The sequence below is a fragment of the Symbiobacterium sp. genome, assembly GCF_040797425.1.
Lineage (GTDB): Bacteria > Bacillota > Sulfobacillia > Symbiobacteriales > Symbiobacteriaceae > Symbiobacterium.
In genome coordinates this window covers 33,715-57,609 of the sequence record NZ_JBFNEH010000001.1, presented here as the reverse complement: position 1 = coordinate 57,609, position 23,895 = coordinate 33,715, and the positions used below count along the sequence as shown (strand labels likewise).

At 67.1% G+C, this 23,895-nt stretch carries 22 protein-coding genes and 1 riboswitch; of the genes, 17 read left to right on the top strand and 5 right to left on the bottom strand.

Translation table 11 applies throughout. The features are described from left to right. Positions 1-5: 5 nt before the first annotated feature. From AB2385_RS00310 to AB2385_RS00295, 4 genes are all read right to left on the bottom strand, one after another. Positions 6-710, bottom strand: a complete 705-nt coding sequence (locus AB2385_RS00310; RefSeq protein ID WP_367652905.1) for a hypothetical protein — start codon at positions 708-710, stop codon at positions 6-8. A gap of 140 nt (positions 711-850) precedes the next feature. Then, the gene (locus tag AB2385_RS00305) at positions 851-2,266 is read right to left on the bottom strand and encodes an MBOAT family protein (protein WP_367652904.1); all 1,416 of its coding nucleotides are present in this window, start codon (positions 2,264-2,266) and stop codon (positions 851-853) included. Further along, the gene (locus AB2385_RS00300; protein ID WP_367652903.1) at positions 2,247-3,320 is read right to left on the bottom strand and encodes a hypothetical protein; all 1,074 of its coding nucleotides are present in this window, start codon (positions 3,318-3,320) and stop codon (positions 2,247-2,249) included. The genes AB2385_RS00305 and AB2385_RS00300 overlap by 20 nt, the downstream gene beginning before the upstream one ends. Before the next feature lie 78 nt (positions 3,321-3,398). Beyond that, complete coding sequence (locus tag AB2385_RS00295) at positions 3,399-4,571, bottom strand: hypothetical protein (protein WP_367652902.1); 1,173 nt, start codon at positions 4,569-4,571, stop codon at positions 3,399-3,401. Positions 4,572-4,650: 79 nt separating this feature from the next. Between AB2385_RS00295 and AB2385_RS00290 the strand changes: the two genes are divergently transcribed. Then, positions 4,651-5,499, top strand: a complete 849-nt coding sequence (locus AB2385_RS00290; protein WP_367652901.1) for a CPBP family glutamic-type intramembrane protease — start codon at positions 4,651-4,653, stop codon at positions 5,497-5,499. Positions 5,500-5,613: 114 nt separating this feature from the next. Beyond that, positions 5,614-6,555: an ornithine carbamoyltransferase gene (argF, locus tag AB2385_RS00285; protein ID WP_367652900.1), complete on the top strand. Its 942-nt coding sequence runs from the start codon at positions 5,614-5,616 to the stop codon at positions 6,553-6,555. Positions 6,556-6,654: 99 nt separating this feature from the next. On the opposite strand, the gene AB2385_RS00280 is transcribed toward argF, so the two are convergent. Beyond that, the gene (locus AB2385_RS00280; protein WP_367652899.1) at positions 6,655-7,179 is read right to left on the bottom strand and encodes a DoxX family membrane protein; all 525 of its coding nucleotides are present in this window, start codon (positions 7,177-7,179) and stop codon (positions 6,655-6,657) included. A 390-nt stretch (positions 7,180-7,569) separates the two neighbouring features. Here AB2385_RS00280 and AB2385_RS00275 point away from each other — a divergent pair, with 390 nt between their 5' ends. The 15 genes from AB2385_RS00275 to fliF all read left to right on the top strand — a co-directional run bounded on the left by AB2385_RS00275 (position 7,570) and on the right by fliF (position 23,894). Beyond that, entirely contained in the window at positions 7,570-7,821 is a 252-nt protein-coding gene (locus tag AB2385_RS00275; protein WP_367652898.1) for a 4Fe-4S dicluster domain-containing protein, read from the top strand. A 216-nt stretch (positions 7,822-8,037) separates the two neighbouring features. Further along, positions 8,038-9,708 (top strand): long-chain fatty acid--CoA ligase, encoded by a 1,671-nt coding sequence (locus tag AB2385_RS00270; RefSeq protein WP_367652897.1) that lies wholly within the window; start codon positions 8,038-8,040, stop codon positions 9,706-9,708. Further along, positions 9,709-10,350 carry a TetR/AcrR family transcriptional regulator gene (locus tag AB2385_RS00265; protein WP_367652896.1) on the top strand — a complete coding sequence of 214 codons (642 nt, stop codon included), beginning with the start codon at positions 9,709-9,711 and terminating at the stop codon, positions 10,348-10,350. Further along, complete coding sequence (locus AB2385_RS00260) at positions 10,316-11,071, top strand: electron transfer flavoprotein subunit beta (RefSeq protein ID WP_367652895.1); 756 nt, start codon at positions 10,316-10,318, stop codon at positions 11,069-11,071. The genes AB2385_RS00265 and AB2385_RS00260 overlap by 35 nt, the downstream gene beginning before the upstream one ends. Positions 11,072-11,088: 17 nt before the next feature. Beyond that, on the top strand, positions 11,089-12,063 hold the full coding sequence (locus AB2385_RS00255; RefSeq protein WP_367652894.1) for an electron transfer flavoprotein subunit alpha/FixB family protein: 975 nt from the start codon (positions 11,089-11,091) through the stop codon (positions 12,061-12,063). A 261-nt stretch (positions 12,064-12,324) separates the two neighbouring features. Next, a complete protein-coding gene (locus tag AB2385_RS00250) occupies positions 12,325-14,709 on the top strand; it encodes a 3-hydroxyacyl-CoA dehydrogenase/enoyl-CoA hydratase family protein (RefSeq protein ID WP_367652893.1) in 2,385 nt (794 codons plus the stop codon). Positions 14,710-14,724: 15 nt separating this feature from the next. After that, entirely contained in the window at positions 14,725-15,903 is a 1,179-nt protein-coding gene (locus AB2385_RS00245; protein WP_367652892.1) for an acetyl-CoA C-acyltransferase, read from the top strand. 602 nt (positions 15,904-16,505) lie between these two features. Further along, entirely contained in the window at positions 16,506-18,272 is a 1,767-nt protein-coding gene (locus AB2385_RS00240; RefSeq protein WP_367652891.1) for an acyl-CoA dehydrogenase family protein, read from the top strand. 198 nt (positions 18,273-18,470) lie between these two features. Beyond that, a riboswitch (cyclic di-GMP riboswitch) is annotated at positions 18,471-18,563 on the top strand. 193 nt (positions 18,564-18,756) lie between these two features. After that, the gene (gene fliM, locus AB2385_RS00235) at positions 18,757-19,683 is read left to right on the top strand and encodes a flagellar motor switch protein FliM (protein ID WP_367652890.1); all 927 of its coding nucleotides are present in this window, start codon (positions 18,757-18,759) and stop codon (positions 19,681-19,683) included. Positions 19,684-19,770: 87 nt separating this feature from the next. Beyond that, positions 19,771-20,226 carry a chemotaxis protein CheX gene (locus AB2385_RS00230; RefSeq protein WP_367652889.1) on the top strand — a complete coding sequence of 152 codons (456 nt, stop codon included), beginning with the start codon at positions 19,771-19,773 and terminating at the stop codon, positions 20,224-20,226. After that, entirely contained in the window at positions 20,223-20,921 is a 699-nt protein-coding gene (locus AB2385_RS00225; protein WP_367652888.1) for a flagellar hook-basal body protein, read from the top strand. Before AB2385_RS00230 ends, AB2385_RS00225 begins: the two co-directional genes overlap by 4 nt. Before the next feature lie 25 nt (positions 20,922-20,946). Continuing rightward, positions 20,947-21,306 carry a flagellar basal body rod protein FlgB gene (locus AB2385_RS00220; protein ID WP_367652887.1) on the top strand — a complete coding sequence of 120 codons (360 nt, stop codon included), beginning with the start codon at positions 20,947-20,949 and terminating at the stop codon, positions 21,304-21,306. 4 nt (positions 21,307-21,310) lie between these two features. Continuing rightward, entirely contained in the window at positions 21,311-21,763 is a 453-nt protein-coding gene (flgC, locus tag AB2385_RS00215; protein WP_367652886.1) for a flagellar basal body rod protein FlgC, read from the top strand. A gap of 23 nt (positions 21,764-21,786) precedes the next feature. Continuing rightward, a complete protein-coding gene (fliE, locus tag AB2385_RS00210; RefSeq protein ID WP_367652885.1) occupies positions 21,787-22,086 on the top strand; it encodes a flagellar hook-basal body complex protein FliE in 300 nt (99 codons plus the stop codon). A gap of 44 nt (positions 22,087-22,130) precedes the next feature. Next, positions 22,131-23,894: a flagellar basal-body MS-ring/collar protein FliF gene (fliF, locus tag AB2385_RS00205; RefSeq protein ID WP_367652884.1), complete on the top strand. Its 1,764-nt coding sequence runs from the start codon at positions 22,131-22,133 to the stop codon at positions 23,892-23,894. The last annotated feature ends 1 nt before the right edge of the window (position 23,895 follow it).

Here is a 23,895-nt window from a genome sequence, read left to right as displayed (position 1 = left end):
CGCCGTCAGACCTCGACCGGCGAAGAGACGGCGATGAGGTAGCGATCGCCTGCAGGCGACCGGCGCTCCAGCGCCACCACGTACCGCCGGCCCGGAGCGAGGCCGCTGACCAGGGTCTCCCCGCCATCCAGCGAGACGTCCACGTCCTGCGCCCCGCCGCCGGCGACGTCGAACACGCGGAGCCCCGGCACCGTGGCCTGAAACCGGTCCGTTCCCAGCATCGCCTGCAGCCGCGCTTCGCTCCGGCCCCGCAGGCGCCACGTCACCCGGAGGCTCCCCTCGCCTGCCGCTTCCGCCAGCACCTCGTCCGGCTCTTCGGGCTCCACCGCTTCGGCCTGGCGGGCTTCCGCCGGCCCGGACCACCATGCCGTTGCGTCGGTCCACCGGGGTTCCGCCGCGTTGGCCCCGCCGGGCGCCGTGGCCGCCTGCGGCCGGCCGCCTGCCCCGTCGTCGCCAACCTCCCCGCCGCCGCTGCCCGGGCTGCCGCGGCCCTGCGGGTTCTCCGCCCCCGGCAGGTCCTGCGGGGCCTCCGGCTCGACCGGGGAAGGCTGCGTCAGTTCCGCAGCCGCCTCCATGTTCATCCGGGCGGAGAACGCCGCCCCGGCTCCCGTTGCGGCGGACGGGCGGCGGCCCCGCGGCGGAGGGGCCGCCAGCATGAAGAGGACGCCGGTGGCGATCAGCGCCAGCGCCACCAGCAGCGGGTATCCCATCCTCGATCCTCCTTACGTACAGGTGCCTGCCGGTTAGTATCCAACCGTTGCAAAGCGCCTATTCCAGCCGGGGCTGCCGGCAGCTGTGGAGCGCCGGAAGCGTGGGGCCCTGGCGGGGAGGAGCCGGGGACGGACGCCCGCTAGAACCGGAAGTAGATGAACGTGTTCTGATCGGGGGCCGAGAGGAGAACGATCAGCACGACCACGGCCGTGTAGGCCAGGGCCCGTACAGGGCTGGGCACCCAACGGGTCCATGCCGCGTAGAGTTCGCGCTGCCGGTGCCGGAACCAGAATTCGGCCAGGTGCAGCAGCCAGAGGAGCAGGATGATGCAAAGGTACCGGGCGTTGATGCGGGTGAGGTGCAGGTCAGCCAGCGTCAGCATCCGGCGGATCATGTGCAGCGCCTGCCGCAGGCCGTTGGCCCGGAAGAAGACCCAGCCCACGGTGGTGGCCTGGAACATCAGGAAGACCGACGCCCAGCGCACCATCCAGTCAGGCAGGGGCCAGCGGAAGCGGGTGAGCACCCGGCGCCGCCACAGCCGGTGGCCCGCGGAGAGGAGGCCGTGGTAGAGCCCCCACGCCACGAAGGTCCAGGCGGCGCCGTGCCACAGGCCCGACAGGCCCATGGCGATGAGCAGATTGAGTGCGGCGCGCACCTCGCCGCGGCGGGAGCCCCCGAGGGGGATATAGATGTAGTCGCGGATCCACCGGGAGAGGGTGATGTGCCAGCGCCGCCAGAACTCGGAGGGGTTGCCGGACAGGTAGGGGGTCTCGAAGTTGGGGGTGAGGCTGAAGCCGAAGAGGTGACCCACGCCCAGCGCCATATCGCTGTACGCCGAGAAGTCGAAGTAGATCTGGAAGGCGAAGAAGTAGGCCGCAATCCAGCACTCCAGCCCTCCCAGGGACCAGGCCTGCGCAAAGAACTGGTCGGCGTACGGTGCGATCTGGTCGGCCAGGATCACCTTCTTCACGAGGCCGATGATAAAGAGGAAGACGCCCAGCCTGAACTCCCGGGGGCTGAACCGGATCTGCGTCTCGTTCTCCACCTGGGGCAGGAAGTCTTCAGCCCGCATGATCGGACCGGCGATGAGCTGGCCGAAGAAGGCGATGAAGACCCAGAATTCCAGCAGGTTGCGGGCAGGGGCGACTCGGCCTTTGTAGACGTCCACCAGGTAGGCCACCAGCTGGAAGGTGTAGAAGCTGATGCCCACCGGCAGGAGCAGTTCGAACTGGGTGGGGTCCAGACCGAGGTGCAGCAGCCGCTCCAGGTTGCTGGCCGCGAAGGCCGTGTACTTGAAGACCCCCAGGTTGAGCAGCGCCAGCGTGACGCCGGTCACCATGAGCAACCGGGGGCGCACGCCCCGCTCGATGGCCCGGGAGAGTCCGTAGATAAGGCTCGAGATGGCCAGGAAGAGCGCCAGGTACTCGAGGCCCGAGGCGCCGTAGAAAACCAGGTTGGCCACCGCCAGGATGGGGGTGCGCGCTCGGGGGAAGCTCCAGTAGAGCAGCAGGGTGGCCAGCATGGTGAGCACGAACTCAGGGCTGTGAAACAGCACGGGCTTCCATCTCCTCCAGGGCATCCAGGATCATGCCGGCGAGCACTTCGTACCCTTCTGGCGTCAGGTGGACGTGATCCGCAAACAGGCGGTCGGGCAGGGCGCTCTCCCAGTTGTAGTAGTACGCAGGCTTGTCCGCGAACCAGGCGTCCAGGGCCCGCAGGTTGGCCTGGTACCCGGGGTCTGAGGTGTTGGCCTCCATCAGCACCTGGTTGGCCGGGGTCAGAAAGATGAGCGGCGGATGGTCGGCCGTCGCTGCCAGAATGCGCTCCAGGAAACCAATCTGTGGATTGGCCTCCGTCATGTCGAAGGGCTCGGGGTCGAACAGCTTCTGGTACTGGGCATCCTTCATCAAGTCCGGGAGGTACGGCTTCTCGTACCAGGGCTGGGTGTTGTAGACCTCCTCGCTCTGCTGGATCCGCCGGAGCAGCTGCTTCCGCAGGGTGGCCCGGTACGTCCAGAGGGAGACGTGCCGCCGCAGGAAGAGGTCGAGCCGCTCCTTCCAGGTGCGGGCCATCCGGGCTTCGGCGATCTGGAGGAGCGCCTCCCCGTATTCTGCCCAGGCCTCCGGGTCAACCTCCCGCAGGTCGTCGCCCAGCCAGTACACGATGGGCGGGTTGGGGGTGCGGGCCACGAAGCCGCCGTACATCAGGTCGATGACCACGTGGTCCGTGCTGAGGCCCCGCTTTCGGATCTTCTGTAGTACGATGTAGATGTCGCCAGCCTGCATGGCGGGCTGGGCCAGGTTGTAGGCGCGCAGGGGGCGGCCCCGTTCGGCGCTGAGCTGTTCAAGGTAGTATCCGATCGACTGTTCAGGGCCGCCGGGGCCGCTGTACATGACCGAGTCCCCGAGGAGGAACACGTAGTCCGTGATCTGCTCGCGTCGAATCTCGTCGGCGATCCGGTCCAGCGCCACATCGAGAACGTGTGGGTCGTCCTTGAAGGTTTCGTAGGGAACGCGGTACCAGTACACCCATGACGAAGGCACGACGAGACCGATGGTGAACTGCAGGATTAGCAGGTATGCCAGTACATATTTCCAAGTAGACGACAACCTGGTGGGCTCCCTTCACATGGTACGAATGAGGCGCGTGAAGCGAAAAACAACACCACGTTCACAGTATAGTGTGCATTAGATTGCTGTGCACGCGTTTTCGGGGCAGCTCATGCGCCGCAGCCGGTGGCGCCGGGCCGCTCCCGGCGGTCGGCCTGCGGCCCGAGCAAGGGGGCACCTGGCCGGCCTGAGCCACGGGCCTCCACCTTCCTGAGGGCGTCCAGGATCATGCCCGCGAGCACCTCCGTAGCCCTCCGGCGTGAGGTGGACGTGGTCGGCAAAGAGGCCGTCGGGCAGGGCGCTCTCCCAGTTGTAGTAGTACGCAGGCTTGTTCGCGAACCACGCGTCCACCGCTCGCAGGTTGGCCTGATACCCGGGGTGTGCAACGTTGGCCTCCATCAGCACCTGGTTGGACGGGGTGAGGAAGATGAGCGGCGGGCGGTCGGCGGTCAGCGCCAGGATGCGCTGCAGGAAGTCGATCTGGGGGTTGGAGGCCGTCATGTCGAAGGGGTGCGGCCTGAAGTACTGCTGGTGCTGGTCTTCCTGCATCAGCGCCGGCAGCCAGGGCTTCTCGTGCCAGGGCTGCGTGTTGTAGACCTCCTCGCTGCGCTGCAGCCACTGGAACAGACGGTCCCGGAGGGTGGCCCGGTAGGCCATCAGGGAGACGTGGCGCCGCAGGAACAGGTCAAGCCGCTGCCTCCAGGTGTGGGCCATCCGGACCTCGGGAACCTGGAGGAGGGCCTCTCGATGGCGCCTCCAGGCCTCGGGGTCGACCCGGCGCAGGTCGTCGCCCAGCCAGTACACGATGGGCGGGTTCGGGCGGCGGGCGACGAAGCCCCCGTAGAGCAGGTTGATCACCACCCGATCGGTGGCCAGCCCCCGCTCCTTCAGCTTGTGGAGCACGATGTAGATGTCGCCGGCCTGCATGGCGGGCTGGGCCAGGTTGAAAACGCGCAGCGGGCGGCCTCTCGCCGCGCTGATCTTCTCCATGTAGTAGCCAATCGACTGATCGGGGCCGCCCGGACCGCTGTACATCACCGAGTCCCCGAGCAGGAACACGTAATCGGTGATCTGCTTGCGGTGAATCTCGCGGGCGATCCGGTCCAGGGCCAGGTCGATGACGTGGGGGTCATCCTTGAAGATCTCGTAAGGCACCCGGTAGTGATACACCCACGAGGCAGGCACGACGAGGTCGAGGAAGAGTTGAATGATAACCAGGTACGCGATAACATACTTCCACGCGGACGACAACGGGTATAACTCCCTTCACACCCGTATCCGGCGCGCCGGCGCACGCAGTCCCATGCACTGAGCAAAGGGGGGACGACCGATGCCCATGAGCCGCTTCTGGTCTTCGGTGTGGACGGTGGCCGGCTTCCTGCTCCTGCTCTCGCTGCTGCAGGGGCTGGCAGACCGGGTGGTCCTGCTGTTTGGATTGCTGCCCTGGGTGGTGCCCGGCGTGGCCACCTGGGTGGTGGGCGTCAGTCATGCCGTGGTTCCCATATGGGGGGCACTCACCTACGTGGACTGGCGGTGGGGGTGGAAGTCGGACAACGCCGGTCTGCGCACTACGCCGGCGGCCTGGTTCTGGTTGCTTCCGGGTCTGGCCGGGGGCCTGGCGCTGGCCGGAGTCGGCTTCCTGGTCTCCGCCTGGGGCCGCACGCCCCAGCCCATTCTGGCGCCCGAGCCGCTGCTCCAGGCGGCACTGGCCGCGGTGGCCCTGTTTGGCGTTGAGCTTATCTTCCGCGGAATCCTGATCTCCCGATTCGAGCAGGACCTGTCGGATCAGGAGGTCCTCATCCTGGCGCTGGCAGCCCCGGTGGTATGGGGCCTGATCGCCCCCTTGCTCCAGGAGATGTTCATGCTCGGGACGGTGTATCCGGCCATCAGCGGGCCGGGCACGCTGGCCCTCTCCGTCCTCCTCAGCCTGCTCTTCCTGCAGACGCAGTCGGTGTGGCTGGTGGGAGGTGTGCACATCGGCCTGGACCTGGGCCGACGCCTGCTGGGCCTCACCTACTCCGAGGGCGCCCTGTTCCTCGCCTGTGCCGTGCCCGTAGCCGTCTTGCTCTGGATGGAGCTGAGCCGGACCCGGCGTATCCGTCGGCCCGGTCCCTGGGGCGGCTCCCGGAAACGGGTTGTGTATGGCAAGACGATCCGAGGGCCCTGGGGGATGCACTAGCGCGTGGCCTCTCGGGCTGGCAGTCCGGCCATGCGCCGGACTGCATTTTTATGCTTGCATTCTGCATAGATATGCGCTACACTCTTCTCCACGAAGTGAAGGGGAGGCGGGCGCATGAAGGTGTTGGCCTTGAAAGGACGGGATTTCATCTCGCTGCACGACTGGAGCCGGGAAGAGTTGGAAGAGGTGCTCGCGCTGGCACAGTGGCAGAAGGCCCGCCTGCAGCAAGGGATCTTGGACACGGCGCTCAAGGGAAAGCAGCTGGGCATGTACTTCGCCAAGCCCTCCACCCGCACGCGGCTCTCGTTTGAGGTCGGCATTCAGCAACTGGGCGGCCGCGGCCTGTTCCTCTCGGCGGACGACCTGCAGCTCAGCCGCGGCGAGTCCATCGCCGACACGGCCCGGGTGATGAGCCGCTTCCTTCATGGCATCATGATTCGTACGTTTGCCCACCAGGACGTGACAGAACTGGCCCGGTGGGCCACGATCCCCGTGATCAACGGCCTGACCGACGAGGAGCACCCCTGCCAGGTGATGGCGGACCTGCTCACCATCCTGGAGCGGTTCGGCACCCTGGAGGGGATCAAGCTGGCCTACGTGGGCGACGGCAACAACATGGCTCACAGCCTGATGGATGGCGGCGCCAAGTTCGGCATGCACGTCGCGGTGGCGTGCCCCGAGGGGTACAAGCCCGACCCCGCCCGGGTGGCCCGGGCCCAGGCGACGGCGGCGCGCCACGGGGCGCTGGTGGAGGTGCTCACCGATCCGGCCGAGGCAGTGGCGGGGGCGCACGTGGTCTACACCGACGTCTGGGTGAGCATGGGCCAGGAGCGCGAGGCCGAGGCGCGCTGGGCCGCCTTCCGGGGCTACCAGGTGAACAGCGCGCTGATGCGCCTCGCCGCGCCGCAGGCGGTGTTCATGCACTGCCTGCCGGCTCACCGGGGGGAGGAGGTCACCGCCGAGGTGATCGACGGGCCCCAGTCCGTCGTGTTCGACCAGGCGGAGAACCGGCTGCATGCCCAGAAGGCGATCATGACCCTGATCATGGCGGACTAGGCGGCGCCAGTCCATAGAACAAGAAAAGGTACAGCCAGCACCTGATGTGCTGGCTGTACCGTTTGGTGGGGGGGTTGTGGTTCGGGTGACTCAGGCTGGTCAGGCAGTGGCCTTTGCGGTGCTGGCCTCCCCGCCGAACAGCCGGGCGACGGCCTTCCGGTACATCGGGCGGAACCAGTAGTCCACGCCGAGGTAGCCGGCGTACGCACCGCCCAGAGCGACCAGGATGAACTCCAGGATGAGCAGGTTCGGGTTGCTGCTGATCGTGCCGCTGAGCAGGAAGGCGAAGTTCATCACCATGCCCATCGTGGCGGCGAAGATGGTGGCGAAGCCCACGATCAGCGCCAGGCCCACGAGGAACTCGCCCACGGGAACCAGGAAGTTGAAGAGGCCGACGTTGGGCAGAGCGAACTTCTCCAGGAAAGCGGCCCACCAACCCTGCACCACGGGCTTCGCCCCCTCGGAGGCGGGAACCGCCTTGGCAATGGCGCCCTTGAGGAAGCCCGAGGCATCGAACCCGTCGACGAGCTTGTGCCAGCCGGCGGTCATCCACTGATAACCAACGTACAGACGGATCACGAGCCAGATCCAGCTACCCTTTGCGCCCTTGAAGTACTCGAGCATGGGATCTCCTCCTATCAAACGGATAATTCCAGCGAGATTTCGTTAGAAAGTTGACCAGGAACTGCGAGCCGACCTCAGATTTCTTACAAACTCCTTACAGCCTCACTGTAGCATCCACACCGCCGAGTCCACCATCCGCTGTTGTGTTTATTGCGCGCTGGTACTTTCGCACTACTCGCCGGGTCCTGACGGTATCCCGCTGCGCCGGCCCGACGGTTGTTCGGCCGGATGCCTGTTCGGCTGCAACGCTCTCGCTTCATCGCCGGGACGGAATGCCGTACCGGGCCTGCACCGGAGGCGTGACGTCCCACCGGGCGGCGGCCCTACTGCGATCAAGAAGCCTTTCGCCCATGTTCGAGTGGCGATGCGCTGTGTTACGCTGGACACAGGATGAAGCAGGGGGTGACAGCCGTGCCCGGAGTGCGGCCGTTTCGGTCTCTCATGGCAGCCCTTCGCCCGCGCGCGGCTGAAGCGCCTGATGACGAGATCCGCCCCTGCCACCAGTGTCTGAGGTGTGTCGGAGCGTGTCCCTCGGCGGCCCTCACCTACGTGCGCCCGCGCTGGCGGCTGGATCTTTCCCGCTGTCTGGCGTGCCGTGAGTGCACGGAGGTCTGTCCTAACCCGCTGATCAACAACCGCTGAGCTACGAGGCCAAGACCAGCACCACCGGGTGCTGGTCTTTTTCTATTGGCGTTATCCCGATCGGATTTCTGATTGTGACCAAAATAACTAGAATTTGTCTAGTACAAAAGAAGGAGTTATCGCTAGACATTCAGAATACAATGGGCCGAATGAATGGCCATTCATTCAGACATAGGCGGGGGAAGACCCGGTTCGTCACGAGGGGGAAGGGGAGGAGTGTCGCTAGGATACGCAGACAAGCCCTGGCTCAAGGCCTATCCGCCGGAAGTGCCGCACCGCCTCACGGTGGAGAACGTGCCGCTGTACGAGTTCCTGCGGCAGTCGGCCCACCGGTACGGCGATGCGACCGCCACGATCTTCTACGGCGCCCGCCTGACCTACCGCGAGGTCTATGAGCAGGTGCGCCGCGTGGCGGGGGGCCTGATCAACCTCGGCGTTCGCAAAGGGGACCGCGTGGCCATCATGCTGCCCAACTGCCCGCAGGCGATCATCGCCTATTACGGAGCGCTGATGGCCGGCGCCGTGGTGGTGCAGGTCAACCCGCTCTACATGCCCCGTGAGCTCAGGCACCAGATCGGCGACAGCGGGGCGAAGGTGATGATCGCCGTCGATCTGGCCTACCCGAAGGTGAGCCAGCTGGGCCTGGAGCACGTGATCTACACCGGCCTGCAGGACTACATGCCGGTGCCGGTGCGCTGGATCGCCCCGCTGAAACTGAAGCCGCCGCGGATTCCGTATCGCAAGGGCGTGATGCCCTGGTCCCGCCTGCTGGCCGGGCCGCCCGTCGCGGCTCCGGTGTCCGTCGACCCGGCCGAGGATCTGGCGCTGCTCCAGTACACGGGCGCAACGACCGGACTCCCCAAGGGCTGCATGCTGACCCACCGGAACCTGGTGGCCAACGTCATGCAGACCGAGGCCTGGCTCTACCGGGCCAAGCGCGGCCCGGAACTGGTCACCCTCGCCGCACTTCCCTTCTTTCACGTCTACGGCATGACCACCCTGATGAACTTCACCATCCGCATGGGCGGGACGATGGTCCTGCAGCCCAAGTTCGAGCCGCGCGAGGCCCTCAGGCTGATTGAGAAGTACCGGCCGTCCATCTTCCCCGGAGCGCCGACGATGTACGTGGGCATCAACCACCTGCCGGAAGTGAAGAAGTACCGGCTGGACTCGATTGAGGCCTGCATTTCGGGTGCGGCACCGTTGCCGGTGGAGGTGCAGACCACCTTCGAGCGGCTGACGGGCGGCCGCCTGGTGGAAGGCTACGGCCTCACCGAGGCGTCGCCGGTGACCCATGCCAACCCCATCTGGGGTCGGCGGAAGGAGGGCTCCATCGGCCTGCCCTGGCCCGAAACCGAGTGCCGCATCGTGAACCCCGAGACGGGCGAGGACGTGCCCGTGGGCGAGGTGGGCGAGTTGGTGGTGCGGGGGCCGCAGGTGATGAAGGGTTACTGGAACAACCCCGAGGCCACCGCAGAGGCGCTGCGGGACGGCTGGCTCCACACCGGCGACATGGCCCGCATGGACGAGGAGGGCTACTTCTACATCGTCGACCGGAAGAAGGACCTGATCATCGCCGGTGGGTTCAACATCTACCCGCGCGAGGTGGAGGAGGTGCTCTACCTGCACCGGGGCATCAAGGAGGCGGTGGTGGTGGGTGTGCCCCACGAGTACCGCGGAGAGACCGTGAAGGCGTACATCGTGCCGAAGGAGGGCCACACCCTCGATCCCGCCGAGATCATGGAGTTCTGCCGCCAGCACCTCGCGGCGTACAAGATTCCTCGGATTATCGAGTTCCGTGACGAACTGCCCAAGTCCATCGTGGGCAAGGTCCTGCGCCGGGTGCTCCTGGAGGAGGAGCAGCAGCGGCGGAAGGAGGTTGGCTAGGTGGCTCAGCGGGGCGGCGACAAGTACACCGCCATCCTGGACGCCGCTCAACAGGTGATCGCCCGGCAGGGCTACCACAATGCGCAGATCTCGCGCATCGCGGCGGAGGCCGGCGTGGCTGCAGGCACGGTCTATCTCTACTTCGAGAACAAGCCCGACCTGCTGGTCTGCCTCTTCCGCGAGCGGCTGCAGCTCCTGATCGCCGAGCAACGGCAGGCCATCGCCGAGGTGACCGACCCCCGGGAGAAACTGCGGCGGATGATTGCCCAGCACTTCCGCTCCCTGGGCAGCCGGCCCGAGCTGGCCGCCGTCACGCAGATCGAGATGCGGCAGGCCGACACCGCAGTGCAGCAGCGGATCAGCCGGCTGATGAAGGGCTGGTTCGCCGTGCTTGACCAGGTGATCGCAGAGGGGCAGGCCGCGGGCCTGTTCACCGCCAGCGTTCCCGCGAAGCAGATCCGCAACCTCATCTACGGCACCCTCGACCAGACCGTAACCGCCTGGGTGCTTTCGGGCTACAAGTTCGACCTCGACGCGCTGGCCGAGCCCACCTACGCCCTGATCGCCCACGGCGTGCTGCAAGACCGAGAGGGAGGTAGACAGGCAGATGGAGATTCTGGTGCTGCTCAAGCAGACCTTTGACACCGAGGCCAAGGTGACCGTGAAGGACGGCCGCATCCTCGACGACGACGTGACGCTCGTGATCAACCCGTACGACGAGTACGCCGTGGAGGAGGCCCTGCGGATCCGTGAGGCTGTGGGGGGCACGGTCACGGTGGTCTCCGTGGGCGCCGAGCGGGTTGACGAGGCCCTGCGCCGGGCCCTGGCCATGGGCGCCGACGAGGCCGTGGCCATCACGCCGCCCGAGAATGCCGATGCGGTCGTGGTGGCCAGCCTGCTGGCCGCCTGGGCGAAGGGGAAGAACTTCGACCTGATCCTGGCCGGCAACGTCTCCGTGGACACCGGCGCCGGGCAGACGGCGCTGCGGGTGGCTGAACTGCTGGGGCTGCCCCATGTAGCGGCCGCGCTCAAGGTGGAGATCGGCGGCGGCACGGCCACGGTCCACCGCGACGCCGAGGGCGACACCGAGGTGGTTTCGGTGCCGCTGCCGGCCCTGATCACCGCCCAGCAGGGGCTGAACGAGCCTCGCTATCCGTCGGTGCCCGGCATCATGAAGGCGAAGCGGAAGCAGATTGCCCGCATCGCCGCTGCGGACCTGGGGGCCGACACCACGCCGCGGACGGCCGTCACCTCGGTCTACCAGGCCGAACAGAACCGGCTGAACAGGATGATCAGCGGCACGCCGGAAGAGCAGGCCCGCGAGCTGGTCCGCCTGCTCCGCACCGAAGCCAAGGTTGTATAGGGGAGGGCGCACACGGTATGGCACGCAACGTTCTGGTGGTCGCAGAGGTTCGCAACGGGGCGCTGCGCCCTGTGTCGTTCGAGTGCCTGGCCGCGGGCCGGACCATCGCCGAGGGCGGCAGCGTCACCGCGGTGCTCCTGGGTCAGGCGGAGGTTGACACCGCCGAGTTGATCGCCCGGGGCGCTGACCGGGTGGTGGTGGTGAAGGGCGATCATCTGAAGGACTACACCCCGGACGGCTGGCTGGGTGCCCTGCAGCAGGTTTACCTGGCGGAGAAGCCCGACGCCGTGCTGATGGGCCACACCGGCATCGGCCGTGACCTGCTGCCCCGGTTCGCCATGCGCAACGCCGCCGGCATGGTGAGCGACGCCATCGCGGTGAAGGTGGAAGGCGGCCAGGTGGTCTTCACCCGGCCCATCTACGCCGGCAAGGCCTACGCCACGCAGGTGGTGACCCAGGGCCTGATCGTCGCTACCCTCCGGCCCAACAACGTGGCCGCCCTGGAGGCGGATGCCGGCCGCAGCGGCGACGTGGTGGAGACGGCAGCCGAGCCCGTGGACCTGCGCACGGTGGTGAAGGAGATCGTGCGCAAGACCGCAGGCGGCGTGGACCTCACCGCCGCCAAGATCGTGGTGGCGGGCGGCCGCGGCGTGAAGTCGGCCGAGGGCTTCAAGCCCCTCTATGAGCTGGCCGAGGTGCTGGGGGCCGCCGTGGGGGCCAGCCGGGCCGCCGCGGACTCCGGCTTCTGCGACTACGCCCTGCAGATCGGCCAGACGGGCAAGACCGTCACTCCCGACCTCTACATCGCCTGCGGCATCTCCGGTGCGATTCAGCACCTGGCGGGCATGAGCGCCTCGAAGGTGATCGTGGCGATCAACAAGGACCCCGACGCGCCGATCTTCAAGGTCGCCGACTACGGCATCGTGGGCGACCTGTTCGAGGTCGTTCCGCTGCTCACCCGGGAGTTCAAGGCACTGCTGAGCCAGGCGTGAGACTCCCCTGGGCAGCGGGGCCCGGCGCCCGGGCCGCGTGAGCAGCGGTAGCTCCTCGGCAGACGGGCGTGCTCGCTGCGCAGGGCGCCAGGCACGTACACCAGCTTCAGGAGCCTCCTGGGCAGGGCGGCTGGCCGCCGCTGGCGCGTAGAGCCTGAACTGGCGCCAGCAACGCGGCTGCGCTCGCCCTGCCCCGGGCCCCGAGCGTTCGAAAACTGCGAATGTCCCAGACTGGGTTGAACTGCAAGGAGGGAGAGATCCGTGCCCTACGCGATCCGTAAGGCGGCGGTGCTGGGAGCCGGCGTGATGGGCGCCCAGATTGCGGCGCACCTCGCCAACGTGGGGATTCCGACCCTGCTCCTGGACATCGTCCCGCGGGAAGTCACGCCCGAGGAGGCGGCCAAGGGGCTGACGCTGGAGTCCAAGGCGGTGCGCAACCGACTGGCCACCAACGCGCTGCAGACCCTGCAGAAGCTGAAGCCCTCCCCGCTCTATTCCAAGGACGTCCTGCGGCTCATCACCCCCGGCAACCTGGAAGACGACCTGCCCCGGGTGGCCGAGTGCGACTGGGTCGTGGAGGCCGTCATCGAGAACCTGGAGATCAAGCGGAACCTCTGGCGGCGGGTGGCAGAGTACCACCGGCCGGGGGGCATCGTCTCCTCCAACACCTCGGGCATCTCCATCCGGGCGATGGTGGAGGGAACGCCCGAGTCGTTCCGCCGCCACTTCCTTGGTACCCATTTCTTCAACCCGCCCCGCTACATGAAGCTGCTTGAACTGGTGCCCACGCCCGATACGGACCCCGCGATCGTGGCCTTCATGGCCGACTTCGCCGAACGGGTGCTGGGCAAGGGCGTCGTCCTGGCCAAGGACACCCCCAACTTCATCGGCAACCGCATCGGCGTCTACGGCATGATGGTCACCCTTGAGGAGATGAACCGGCTGGGCCTCACCCCCGATGAGGTGGACGCCCTCACCGGCAAGGCCATCGGCCGGCCCAAGTCGGCCACGTTCCGCACGCTGGACGTGGTGGGCATTGACACCTTCTGCCACGTGGCGGACAACTGCCGGGCCACCATCCCCGACGCCGAAGAGGCGAAGATCTTCACCGTGCCCGAGCCGATCCGCGAGATGGTGAAGCGGGGCTGGATCGGGCAGAAAGCCAGGCAGGGCTTCTTCAAGAAGGAAGGTGACCAGATCTTCACCCTCGACCTCGAGACGATGGAGTACCGGCCGCGGCGTAAGGCCAGCTTCCCGTCGCTGGAGGCGGCCAAGGCCAACCCGGACCTCCGGAGCCGCGTTCGCAGCCTCGTCTTCGCCCAGGACAAGGCCGGCGAGTTCCTCTGGGCCGTCACGAAGCGAACCCTGCTGTACGCGGCCCGGAAAGTCGGCGAGATTGCAGACGACGTGGTCGCGATCGACAACGCCATGAAGTGGGGCTACAACTGGGAACTCGGTCCGTTTGAAATGTGGGACGCCATTGGCCTCGCGGAGTCCGTGGCCCGCATGGAGGCCGAGGGCGAGGCCGTCCCCGACTGGGTCAAGGAGGCGGCCCGCCAGGGCGGCTTCTACAGGCGGGAAGCCGGCAAGAGCTTCTTCATTAACAAGGGCGAGTACGCTCCTGTTCCCACCAGCGAGCACGTCATCGACATCGGCGCCCTGCGGGAGACCGGCCGCGTGGTGCGCGAGAAGAAGGGCGCGACGCTGCTGGACATGGGCGACGGCGTGCTGCTGATGGAGACGCACTCGCCCAAGGCCGCCATCGGCTTCGACATCATCAACATGTGCAAGGCGGCGGCCGAGGAACTGGCCAGCGGCAAGTGGAAGGGCCTGGTCATCGGCGCCCGGACGGAGAACTTCTGCGTCGGCGCCAACGTGGCGATCATGCTCATGGAGGCGCAGGAGGAGGAGTGGGACGAGCTCGAGTTCATGGCGCGTGAGTTCCAGAACGCGTTCATGGCCCTGAAGTTCGCCCCGAAGCCCGTGGTGGTCGCTCCCTATGGCATGACGCTGGGCGGCGGCTACGAGCTGTGCGCCGTCGCAGACCGGGTGGTGGCGGCGGCGGAGACCTACATGGGCCTGGTCGAGGTCGGCGTCGGCGTCATCCCGGGCGCGGGCGGCAACAAGGAGATGCTGATCCGCGGCCTGGAGCACCTGCCCGTGGGGGTCCAGGTCGACACCCAGCCCATCCTCAACCGCATCTTCGAGACCATCGCCACGGCGAAGGTGGCCACCTCGGCCAGGGAGGCCCAGGAGATGGGCTACCTGCGTCCCAGCGACGTCATCGTGGTGAACAAGGACCACCAGCTGTATGAGGCCAAGCAGGTGGTGCTGGCCCTGGAGGCTGCGGGTTACCGTGCGCCCGAGCCCGCCCTGATCCCGGTGGCTGGGCCCGAGGGCCGGGCCGTCCTGGAGATGGGCGCCTACGGCATGTTCCTGGGCGGCTGGGCCACCGAGCACGATCTGCTGATCGCCCGCAAGCTGGCCTACGTGCTCACGGGCGGCAACGTGCCGGCGGGTACGCGGGTGACCGAGCAGTACCTGCTCGACCTGGAGCGCGAGGCGTTCCTGAGCCTGCTGGGCACGAAGAAGACCCAGGAGCGCATGGTCCATCTGCTCAAGACCGGCAAGCCGCTGCGGAACTAGGGAGGTGGCGACGAGTTGCGCGAGGCTGTGATCGTGACCGGCGTCCGCACGGCGCTGGGCAAGGCCCCGAGGGGCTCGCTGCGCCATGTGCGGCCGGAGGACCTGGCAGCGACAGTTATTAAGGAAGCGATCGCGCGCACGCCCGGGCTCGACCCCGCGGCCGTGGACGACGTGGTGCTCGGGTGCGCGTTCCCCGAGGGGGAGCAGGGGCTGAACATTGCCCGCAACGCCGCCATCCGGGCGGGGCTCCCGACCTCGGTCCCCGGATTCACCATCAACCGGTTCTGCTCGTCGGGGTTGAACGCGATTGCCATCGCGGCCAGCGCCGTCGTGTCCGGCTACATGGACATTGTGGTGGCCGGCGGCGTGGAGTCGATGAGCCGCGTGCCCATGGGCGGCCACACGCCGCGGCCGCACCCCGACATGGTGCAGAGCTACCCGCAGCTCTATATGTCGATGGGCCACACCGCCGAGGTGGTCTGCGCCCGCTACGACGTGAGCCGGCAGGACATGGACGCGTTCGCCCTGGCCTCCCACCAGAAGGCCGCCGCGGCCATTGACGCAGGCAAGTTCAAGGATGAGATCGTCCCGATCACCGTGAAGGAGCGGTCCTTCGACGGCAAGCGGGCCGTCGAGCGGGAGTTCGTGTTCGACACCGACGAGGGCGTCCGCCGCGACACCTCGATGGAGGCCCTGGCGAAGTTGCGTCCGGCCTTCTCGGCCAACGGCAACGTGACGGCGGGCAACTCCAGCCAGACGACCGATGGTGCCGCCGCCGTGGTGGTGATGTCGGCAGAGAAGGCGCAGGAGATGGGCCTGAAGCCGATGGCGATCTTCCGCTCGTTTGCGGTGGGCGGCGTGGAGCCCGAGGTGATGGGCGTCGGCCCGGTGGTGGCGGTGCCGAAGGCGCTGAAGCAGGCGGGCATCACGCTGGCCGACGTGGACCTGATCGAGTTGAACGAGGCATTCGCTTCGCAGTCGCTGGCCGTGATCCGGAAGCTGGAGATGGATCCGGCCAAGGTGAACGTCAACGGCGGCGCCATCGCGCTGGGCCACCCGCTGGGCTGCTCGGGCGCCCGCCTGACGGTCACGATCATGCACGAGGCCCGGCGCCGCAAGGCGAAGTATGGGCTGGTGACGATGTGCGTGGGCGGCGGCATGGGGGCCGCCGGCGTGCTGGAGTTCGTGCACTAGTCTGCGTGGCCGGGGCAGGGCGGCTCGCGGCCGGGACTCGCAATCCCGCGCCGGCCGGGGCAGCGGGGCTCGGCGCCCCGGCCGCGTGAGCAGCGGTAATGCTCCTCGGCGGACGGGCGTGCTCGCTTCGCAGTTCGCTCCGCTGCGCCGCGCCGTCCGCCTGCGGAGCTTTGAACCGGCGGCCGGAACGCGCCATCGCCTCCGCTGCCCCGGGCCGCTGCTACCTACCGCCGGCGACCACCGGGCAGCGGGGCTTGGCGCCCCGGCCGCGTGAGCAGCGGTAATGCTCCTCGGCGGACGGGTGTGCTCGCTCTGTTGCGCCCGGGTCGGCTTCCTGCGGAGCCAGACTTTGGCCGGGGCAGGGCGGCTTGCCGCCGCTGGCGCGTACCAGCGGTAGTGCTCCTCGTCGGCCGGGCGTGCTCGCTCCGCTGCGCTCGCGCCGGCCTCCTGCGGAGCCTGAACGGGCGCCAGCCGTGCGGCTTCGCTCGCCCTGTCCGTCCAGTCCCCCGCATTCCCGCCCCGGTCCAGGGGCATCCATCGCCCACTACCCAAAACCCACTGCTCACGGCCCATGGCCCACAACTCTAAAGGAGGTAGCCTGAATGTCCGAGACTGCCAACCTGTTGAAGGGTGGTTCGTTCCTGCTCTCCACGCCTGACCCCGAGCAGGTGACCACGCCCGAGGACCTTACCGAGGAGCAGCGGATGATCGCCGGCACCGCGCGCGAGTTCTCCGAGAAGGTGCGGCCGCGGCTCCACGAGATCGAGCAGGATAAGCCTTTCCACTCCCGCCCGTTGCTGCGGGAACTGGGGGAGCTGGGCCTGCTGGGCCTGGAGATTCCCGAGAAGTACGGTGGCATGGGGCTGGACAAGGTGACGGCCACCGCCGCCGTGGAGGAGTACTCCCGGGCGGGCTCCTTCGCCATCACCATCGGCGCCCACACCGGCATTGGCACCCTGCCCATCGTCTACTTCGGCACCCCCGAGCAGAAGGCCAAGTACCTGCCCAAGCTGGCCACGGGAGAGTGGGTGGCCGCGTACGCCCTCACGGAGCCCAACGCCGGGTCCGATGCCCTCGGCGGTCGCACCACGGCCCGGCTGTCGGAGGACGGCAAGTACTGGATCCTGAACGGCACCAAGCAGTGGATCACCAACGCCGGCTTCGCGGATGTGTTCATCGTTTACGCCAAGGTGGACGGCGACAAGTTCTCCGCCTTCATCGTGGAGCGGAACTTCCCCGGCGTCTCCACCGGGCCCGAGGAGAAGAAGATGGGCCTGCACGCCTCGTCCACCTGCTCCCTGATCCTGGAGGACGCCAAGGTGCCCGTGGAGAACCTGCTGGGCGAGATCGGCAAGGGCCACCACATCGCCTTCAACATCCTGAACATCGGCCGCTGGAAGCTGGGCGCCGGCGCCGTCGGGTCCGCCAAGATGGTGCTTTCCATCTGCGCCGAGTACGCCAAGACGCGCCACCAGTTCGGCAAGCCCATCGCCGAGCTGCGGGCGATCCAGCAGAAGCTGGCCGACATGGCCGTCCGCACCTACGTCACCGAGTCCATGGGTTACCGCACCGCCGGCCTGCTCGAGTCTGTGCTGGCCGGCCTCGACCCTGACGCCGACGGCCGTGAGGCCGCCAGGCGGCTCGAGGAGTTCGCGATGGAGTGCTCCATCATGAAGGTCTTCGGCTCTGAGGCCTTCGACTTCGTCGCTGACGAGGGCGTGCAGATCCACGGCGGCTACGGCTTCATGGACGAGTACGAGGTGAGCACTGCCTACCGCGACAGCCGGATCAACCGCATCTTCGAGGGTACGAACGAGATCAACCGGCTGCTCATCCCCGGCACGCTGGTGCGGAGGGCGCTGAAGGGCCAGCTGCCCATCATGCAGGCGATGGCCAACCTGCAGAGCGAGCTCATGGAGCTCACCCCCTTCGACGAGTCGGATGAGCCGCTGGCCAAGGAGCTCTTCATGATCGACCGGGCCAAGAAGGTCTTCCTCATGCTGGCGGGCCTCGGCGTGCAGAAGTACCAGATGGCCCTGGAGAAAGAGCAGGAACTGCTGCTGGGCGTGGCGGACATCGCCATCGAGGTCTACGCCATGGAGTCGGCCGTCCTGCGGGCCCTGAAGGCCATCCGCGCCGGCCGCCCCGGCCTGAAGCCCGAGATGGCCCGCATCTACTGCCAGGAGGCCTTCGAGTGCATCGCCTCCATCGCCCGCAACCTGCTGCCCGCTGTGGAGGAAGACAGCGACACGCTGCGCACGCAGCTCTCCGTCCTGCGGCGGCTCACCCGCTACACCCCGGCCAACACCATCGCCCTGAAGCGGCAGGTCGCGGCCCGGGTGCTGGAGAAGGGCGACTACGTCTGCTAACACGCCTGTGCGCGACGAGACCAGGATGGACAGTCCCATGTCCTTCCTGGTCTCTGCGATTTGAATGGATACCGAAGAAAACATGACCAAAGCTTGCAGGTATTAGAGGTTCGGCATCGAAGTGATAGCAGGTACGGGCCGAGGGCAACCTCGAGGGCCCACCGGAAAAGGAGTACCGGTTCAACAGCACTCTCAGCCACGCGAAAAAGGCACACCCGTCGAAAGGCGGGGCCGCAAAGCCACGGGGCTACCGGAAGGAAGGATCCTTCCCACGCCAGCCGGGTTGCCGCTGTGGGCGCCGACGCGCAAAGTGTTTCCGGCGCCTGAGGGTGCTTTTCGCGTCTGCAGAACAGACTCACTCTCATGGCTTATTATTAGCAGGGACTAAAGGCGTAGTTATCGAAGTTGTATGGGAAAATGAATTGCATGCCGATGGCGGGGAGGGACAACCCGCAGGTCATCCGGCCAGGGAGGCATTGCGACCATGGAGAGTCTACTGAGCCAGGCAGAAATTGACGCATTGATAATGGCCTCGGAGACGAACATTCGTACATACGATTTTCGCCGTCCGAGCAAGTTCAACAAAGATCTCATCAGGACGCTGGTGCTGGTCCACGAGAACCTGGCCCGGTTGCTCCAGTCCTACCTGTCCGCCGGGTTGCGCACCTGGGTTCAGATCAACGTGCGCGCCACCAATCAGTTTACGTATTCCGAGTTCACCCAGCTGATGCCCAATCCCACTGTCGCCCTGTCGTTCAAGCTCAACCCCCTGCCGGGGATCTGCCTGCTGGAGATCAGCCCGAACGTCGCGTTCGCGATCGTGGAGCGCGTCTTCGGGGGTCCCGGCAGCGACGAGCAGCCGCAGCGGGAACTGACGGAGATCGAACTGGGCATCATCCAGCGGGTGGTGCGGGATACCTTCGGCCCCATGAAAGAGGCCTGGCGGAACGTGGCCGACCTCGATCCCAGCATCGAAGCGGTGGACACCAATCCCGTCTTTATCCAGACCGGCGGACCCACCGAGGCGGTGGCGGCGATCACGCTTGCGGTGGAGATCGGAGAGCACCTCGGTCACATGACCTACGCCTACCCCTACTCCACCGTGGAGCCCGTTCTCTCGCGCCTTTCGCCGCAGTCCTGGCTGGCTGATGCCAAGCTCAGGAGCCCTTCCGAGGAGGAGAGCCTTCGCCGGGCGGTGCAGGAAGCACCCCTGTCGCTGACCGCGCAGCTCGGCACGGCCCGGATCCGGCTCGGGGAGTTTTTGGCGCTGGAGGTAGGTGACATCATCCGCCTGGATACTCGTGTCGGGGCCGAACTGCCGGTCTTCGTGGGGACGAAACTCGCCTTTCACGGTCGGCCCGGAGTGGTAGGCAGCCGCATGGCGGTGCAGATCACGCGCCGGGCTTTCTGACTTGGCTAGAGTGGTGCAGCGATGAAAGCTGAGTTCTTGAACCCATTCGTGTATGCGGGCTTGAAGGTTCTGGCGTCGGAGGCCGGGATGAAGAGCGTCGTGGCCGACAAGCCCCAGATGCGCAAGGCGATCGTCACTCTGCACGCAGTCAACGTGGTGATCGGCGTGATGGGTTCGGTCCAGGGCATCGTGGTCTACGGCATGGAGCTCGCCATGGCGAAAGGCATCATCCGATCCATGACCGGTTCCGACTACCCGATCACCGACCCCATGGCCGAGTCGGCTCTGGGCGAACTGGCGAACCTCATCACCGGTTACGCCTCCGGCATGCTGGAATCCGCAGGCTGGCCCAGCCGCATCTCGCCGCCCCGCATCGTGCGGGGAACCGGCGTGCGGTTTGCGCCCACGGTGATCAACATGCTCACAGTGCCGATCATCACCGAGATCGGTCAGATCAAGATCTACCTGGCTCTCCGGGAGGTCCTGCCGAAAGTTGCGGAGGCGCCCGGTGGACAGAGCCCTACGGGAGGGATGGCAGGATGATACGGGGCATCGAAGCCTCCAGGTCCGGTATGGCGGTGGAGCAACTCCGTACGGACGTGCTGGCCGACAACATCGCAAACATGAACACCACAGGCTTCAAGCGGGCCAGCGCCACGTCCGTCGAGTTCGACCAGATGCTCCTGCACCGGATGGAGGATCCCACCGACGCCGGCCCCCAGCCCGTCGGCATACTGGGGAACGGCGCCCGGGTCGACCAGGTGGTGGTCGACGAGCGGCAGGGCGACATCTACGAGACGGGTCGGCCCCTGGACCTGGCCATCGAGGGCCCCGGTTACTTCCTGGCGCTGCGGCTTGACGGCAGCCTCTATCGGACCCGCAACGGCGCCTTCCAGCGGATGGCGGACGGCACCATCACCACCGTGGAGGGATACCCGCTCCTGGTGGAAGACGCCGAAGGTGGTCGCGCACCGCTGGTGGTGCCGGATGGGGAGCCCGCTTTCGCCGCGGACGGCACCGTGCTGGTGGGCGATCAGCCGGTCGGGCGGCTGGCGCTGGACGGTGCCACAGCCGAGACCCGGCTGCATGCCCGGCACCTGGAGGCCTCCAACGTGGACCTGGCCAAGGAGATGTCGGACCTCATCGTGACCCTGCGGGCTTACCAGGTCAACCAGAGGGCCCTGCGGGCTCAGGATGAGACGCTGGAGCGGGCGGTCACCGAAATCGGAAAGGTGTAGTGCGGGGCGAGGAGGATGATGGCAGATGATCGGGCGTGACCTTGCGGCCCGGGTCGTGGAGCAGGCGCTGAACGCGGCCTCGCTGCGCCAGCAGGTGCTGGCCCACAACCTGGCCAACGCCATGACCCCCGGCTTCAAGCGGTCGCGGGTGGACTTCGAAACCGAACTGGCCCGCGCCCTCGCCGCCGGCCAGAGCCCCGATCAGGTGCGGCCGGTGGTGGTGCAGGAGACGGACTCCATCGGGCGCAGCGACGGGAACAACGTCGACGTCGAGGCGGAGTCGGTGAAGATGGCTGCCAATCAGATCTGGTACAGCGCCCTGACGCGCCAGATCTCCGACCACTTCAACCGGCTGCGCCTGGTGATCACAGACGGGAGGGGCTAGCTGAATGCGGATGTTCCAGGCTCTTGAGGCCAGCGCCTCGGCCCTCACCGCCGAGCGCCTGCGCATGGACGTGATCGCGAACAACCTGGCCAACTACCGCACCACCCGCACCGCCGAGGGCGGGCCCTACCGCCGGCGCGTCGTGGTGGTGGAGGAGCGGCCCAACACGACCAATACCTTCGCCGAGGCCCTGGCCCGGGAGGCGGGCCGTCCGGCCGAGCCGGGGCTCGGGGTGCGGGTGAGGGAGATCGTGGAAGACCCCAGCCCCTTCAAGGAGGTCCTCGACCCCACGCATCCGGATGCCGACCCGGTAACGGGGATCGTGCGGCTTCCCAACGTGGATCTCCTGCAGGAGATCACGGACCTCATGCTTGCGCAGCGCATGTACGAAGCAAACCTTACGGCCCTGAACGCAGCCAAGTCCATGGCCATGCGGGCCCTGGAGATTGGCCGGTAGCCACCTGAGAGAGGGGAACCGAGATGGACATCCAGCGCCTGAACGCCGTGCTCTCGCTGGAGCCAACGGCAGTGCGAGAAACCCGTAACGAAGAGCGTGCGGAGACCTCCTTTGGCGACGTCCTGGCCGCCGCCATCCGGCAGGTGGAGCAGGAGCAGCGGAACGCCAACGAGATGGCGCTGAAGCTGGCCGCAGGTGAGGTGGAAGACATCGCTCAGGTCATGATCGCCTCCGAACGGGCGAGCCTGACCCTGAACCTGGCCATCCAGGTACGGAACAAGGTCATCGAGGCTTATCAGGAGATCATGCGCACGACTGTGTAGAGCAAGCGTAGTGCCAAGCACCAACCTCACCGGGGGGAAACCACTTGTCTAGCGCGGGCTCCGATCTTGTCAGGCGGTTCAAGGGTACCTGGAGCGGCATGAGCCGCACCGCGCGGTGGCTCACCATCGGCCTGCTCGTGGCCCTGGTCGTCTCGCTGGCTGTCACGTGGTTCCTGCGGCGGCCGCACTGGGAGGTGTTCTACCGGGCCACTGACCCGACGGAGGTCAGCACGCTGGTGGAGCATCTGGACGAGTTGCACGTCCAGTACCGGGTGACCGGCGACGGGCTGACCATCATGGTGCCCGCCCAGGACCGCAGTGCCGCCAACCTGGCCAAGGCGCAGGCGGGCCTGCCCTCAACTGGCCATGTGGGACTGGAGATTTTCGCCGAGCCGCAGTTCGGGGCCACCGAGTTCGACCGCCAGGTCAACTACAAACGGGCGATCGAAGGCGAACTGTCGCGCTCCCTCATGCGAATTGCGGATGTCGAGTATGCCAAAGTGAATCTGAACATCCCGGAAAAATCGGTCTTCATTCGCGACCAGGCGGAGCCCTCGGCCGCGGTGCTGGTGCAACTCAAGTCCGGCCGTACCCTTGACCCCGACAACGTCAAAGCAATCGTGAATTTCGTATCAAGTTCGGTCGAGGGGCTTTCACCGGACCGGGTGACGGTGATCGACAGCACCGGCCGGGAACTGCGCCCGGCGGACGACAACGACGCCACCCTCAGTCCCGAGGCGCTGGCCAAGCAGCGGCAGCGGGAAGAGGAGCTGACGGCCAAGTTGATGGGCGTGCTGGAGCCGGTCTTCGGCGCCGGCAACGTGGCCGCCTCGGTAACGGTTGAACTGGAGCATCAGACCACCCGCACCGAGGAGCGCATCGTCGGGCAAGGGGTGCCGGTCTCCACGGTGACCGAGCGGTCGGGTTCCCAGACCAGCGGCACCAGCGTCGAGCCCGCGGCCGCGGCGGGTACGGCGGCCGGCACGACCACGGCGGGAAGCACCGCTCCCAGCGTGCCCATCTACCAGGAGCCCGCTTCCACCACCGAGTCCGGCGAGTCCTACTCCAGCCGGAGCGAGACCAAGTACGACGTGGGTGAGAAGAACCAGGTGACGGTCTCGCCGGCCGGGGCCATCAAGCGGGTGAGCGTCGCGATCACCGTCAACCGCGACACCCTGTCGCAGGCGCAGATTGACCAGATTCGGCAGCTCGCGGCAGCCGCCACGGGCGCCCAGCTGGCGGATGTGAGCGTGGTGGCCATGTCATTTAGTCCAACTTCCGATGTGACGGTGGCTTCGCCGGTGCAGGCGGAGCCCGCGCGGCTCATCGACGCGCAAACACTGGCCCTGGCGCTGGGCATCGCCTCATTCCTGCTGATCCTTGCCGCCCTGCTCACCCGCAGACGGCGCGCGGAGCAGGAGTACGCCCTGCCCGGCCTGCCGTCCCCTGAAGCAGCGGTCGGCACCACCCTGGATGTGGCCCTGGGGCTCGAGCCGCGGCGGCCCGTCGAACAGGTCGCGGCTGCGCAGGAGGCTCCGCCGCCGCAGGCCCCTGCACCGCAGGCTCCCGTGCGGCAGCCGGCCGCCGAGGCCGCAACCCAGGCCGCGGCCGCTGCCCCCGCCCCTGCGGAGCCGACGGCAGCCGAGAGGTTCGAGGAGGTCATGCGGAGGCGGCGCCCATCCAGAGAGCCCATCAGTCCCGAGGATTTCATGGAAGACGACATTCTGGCCGACATCGACGTCCTGATCGAGCAGGCCCCGGAGGCCTGCGCCGAGGTGATCCGCCAGTGGCTGAAGGGAGGTGTGTAGC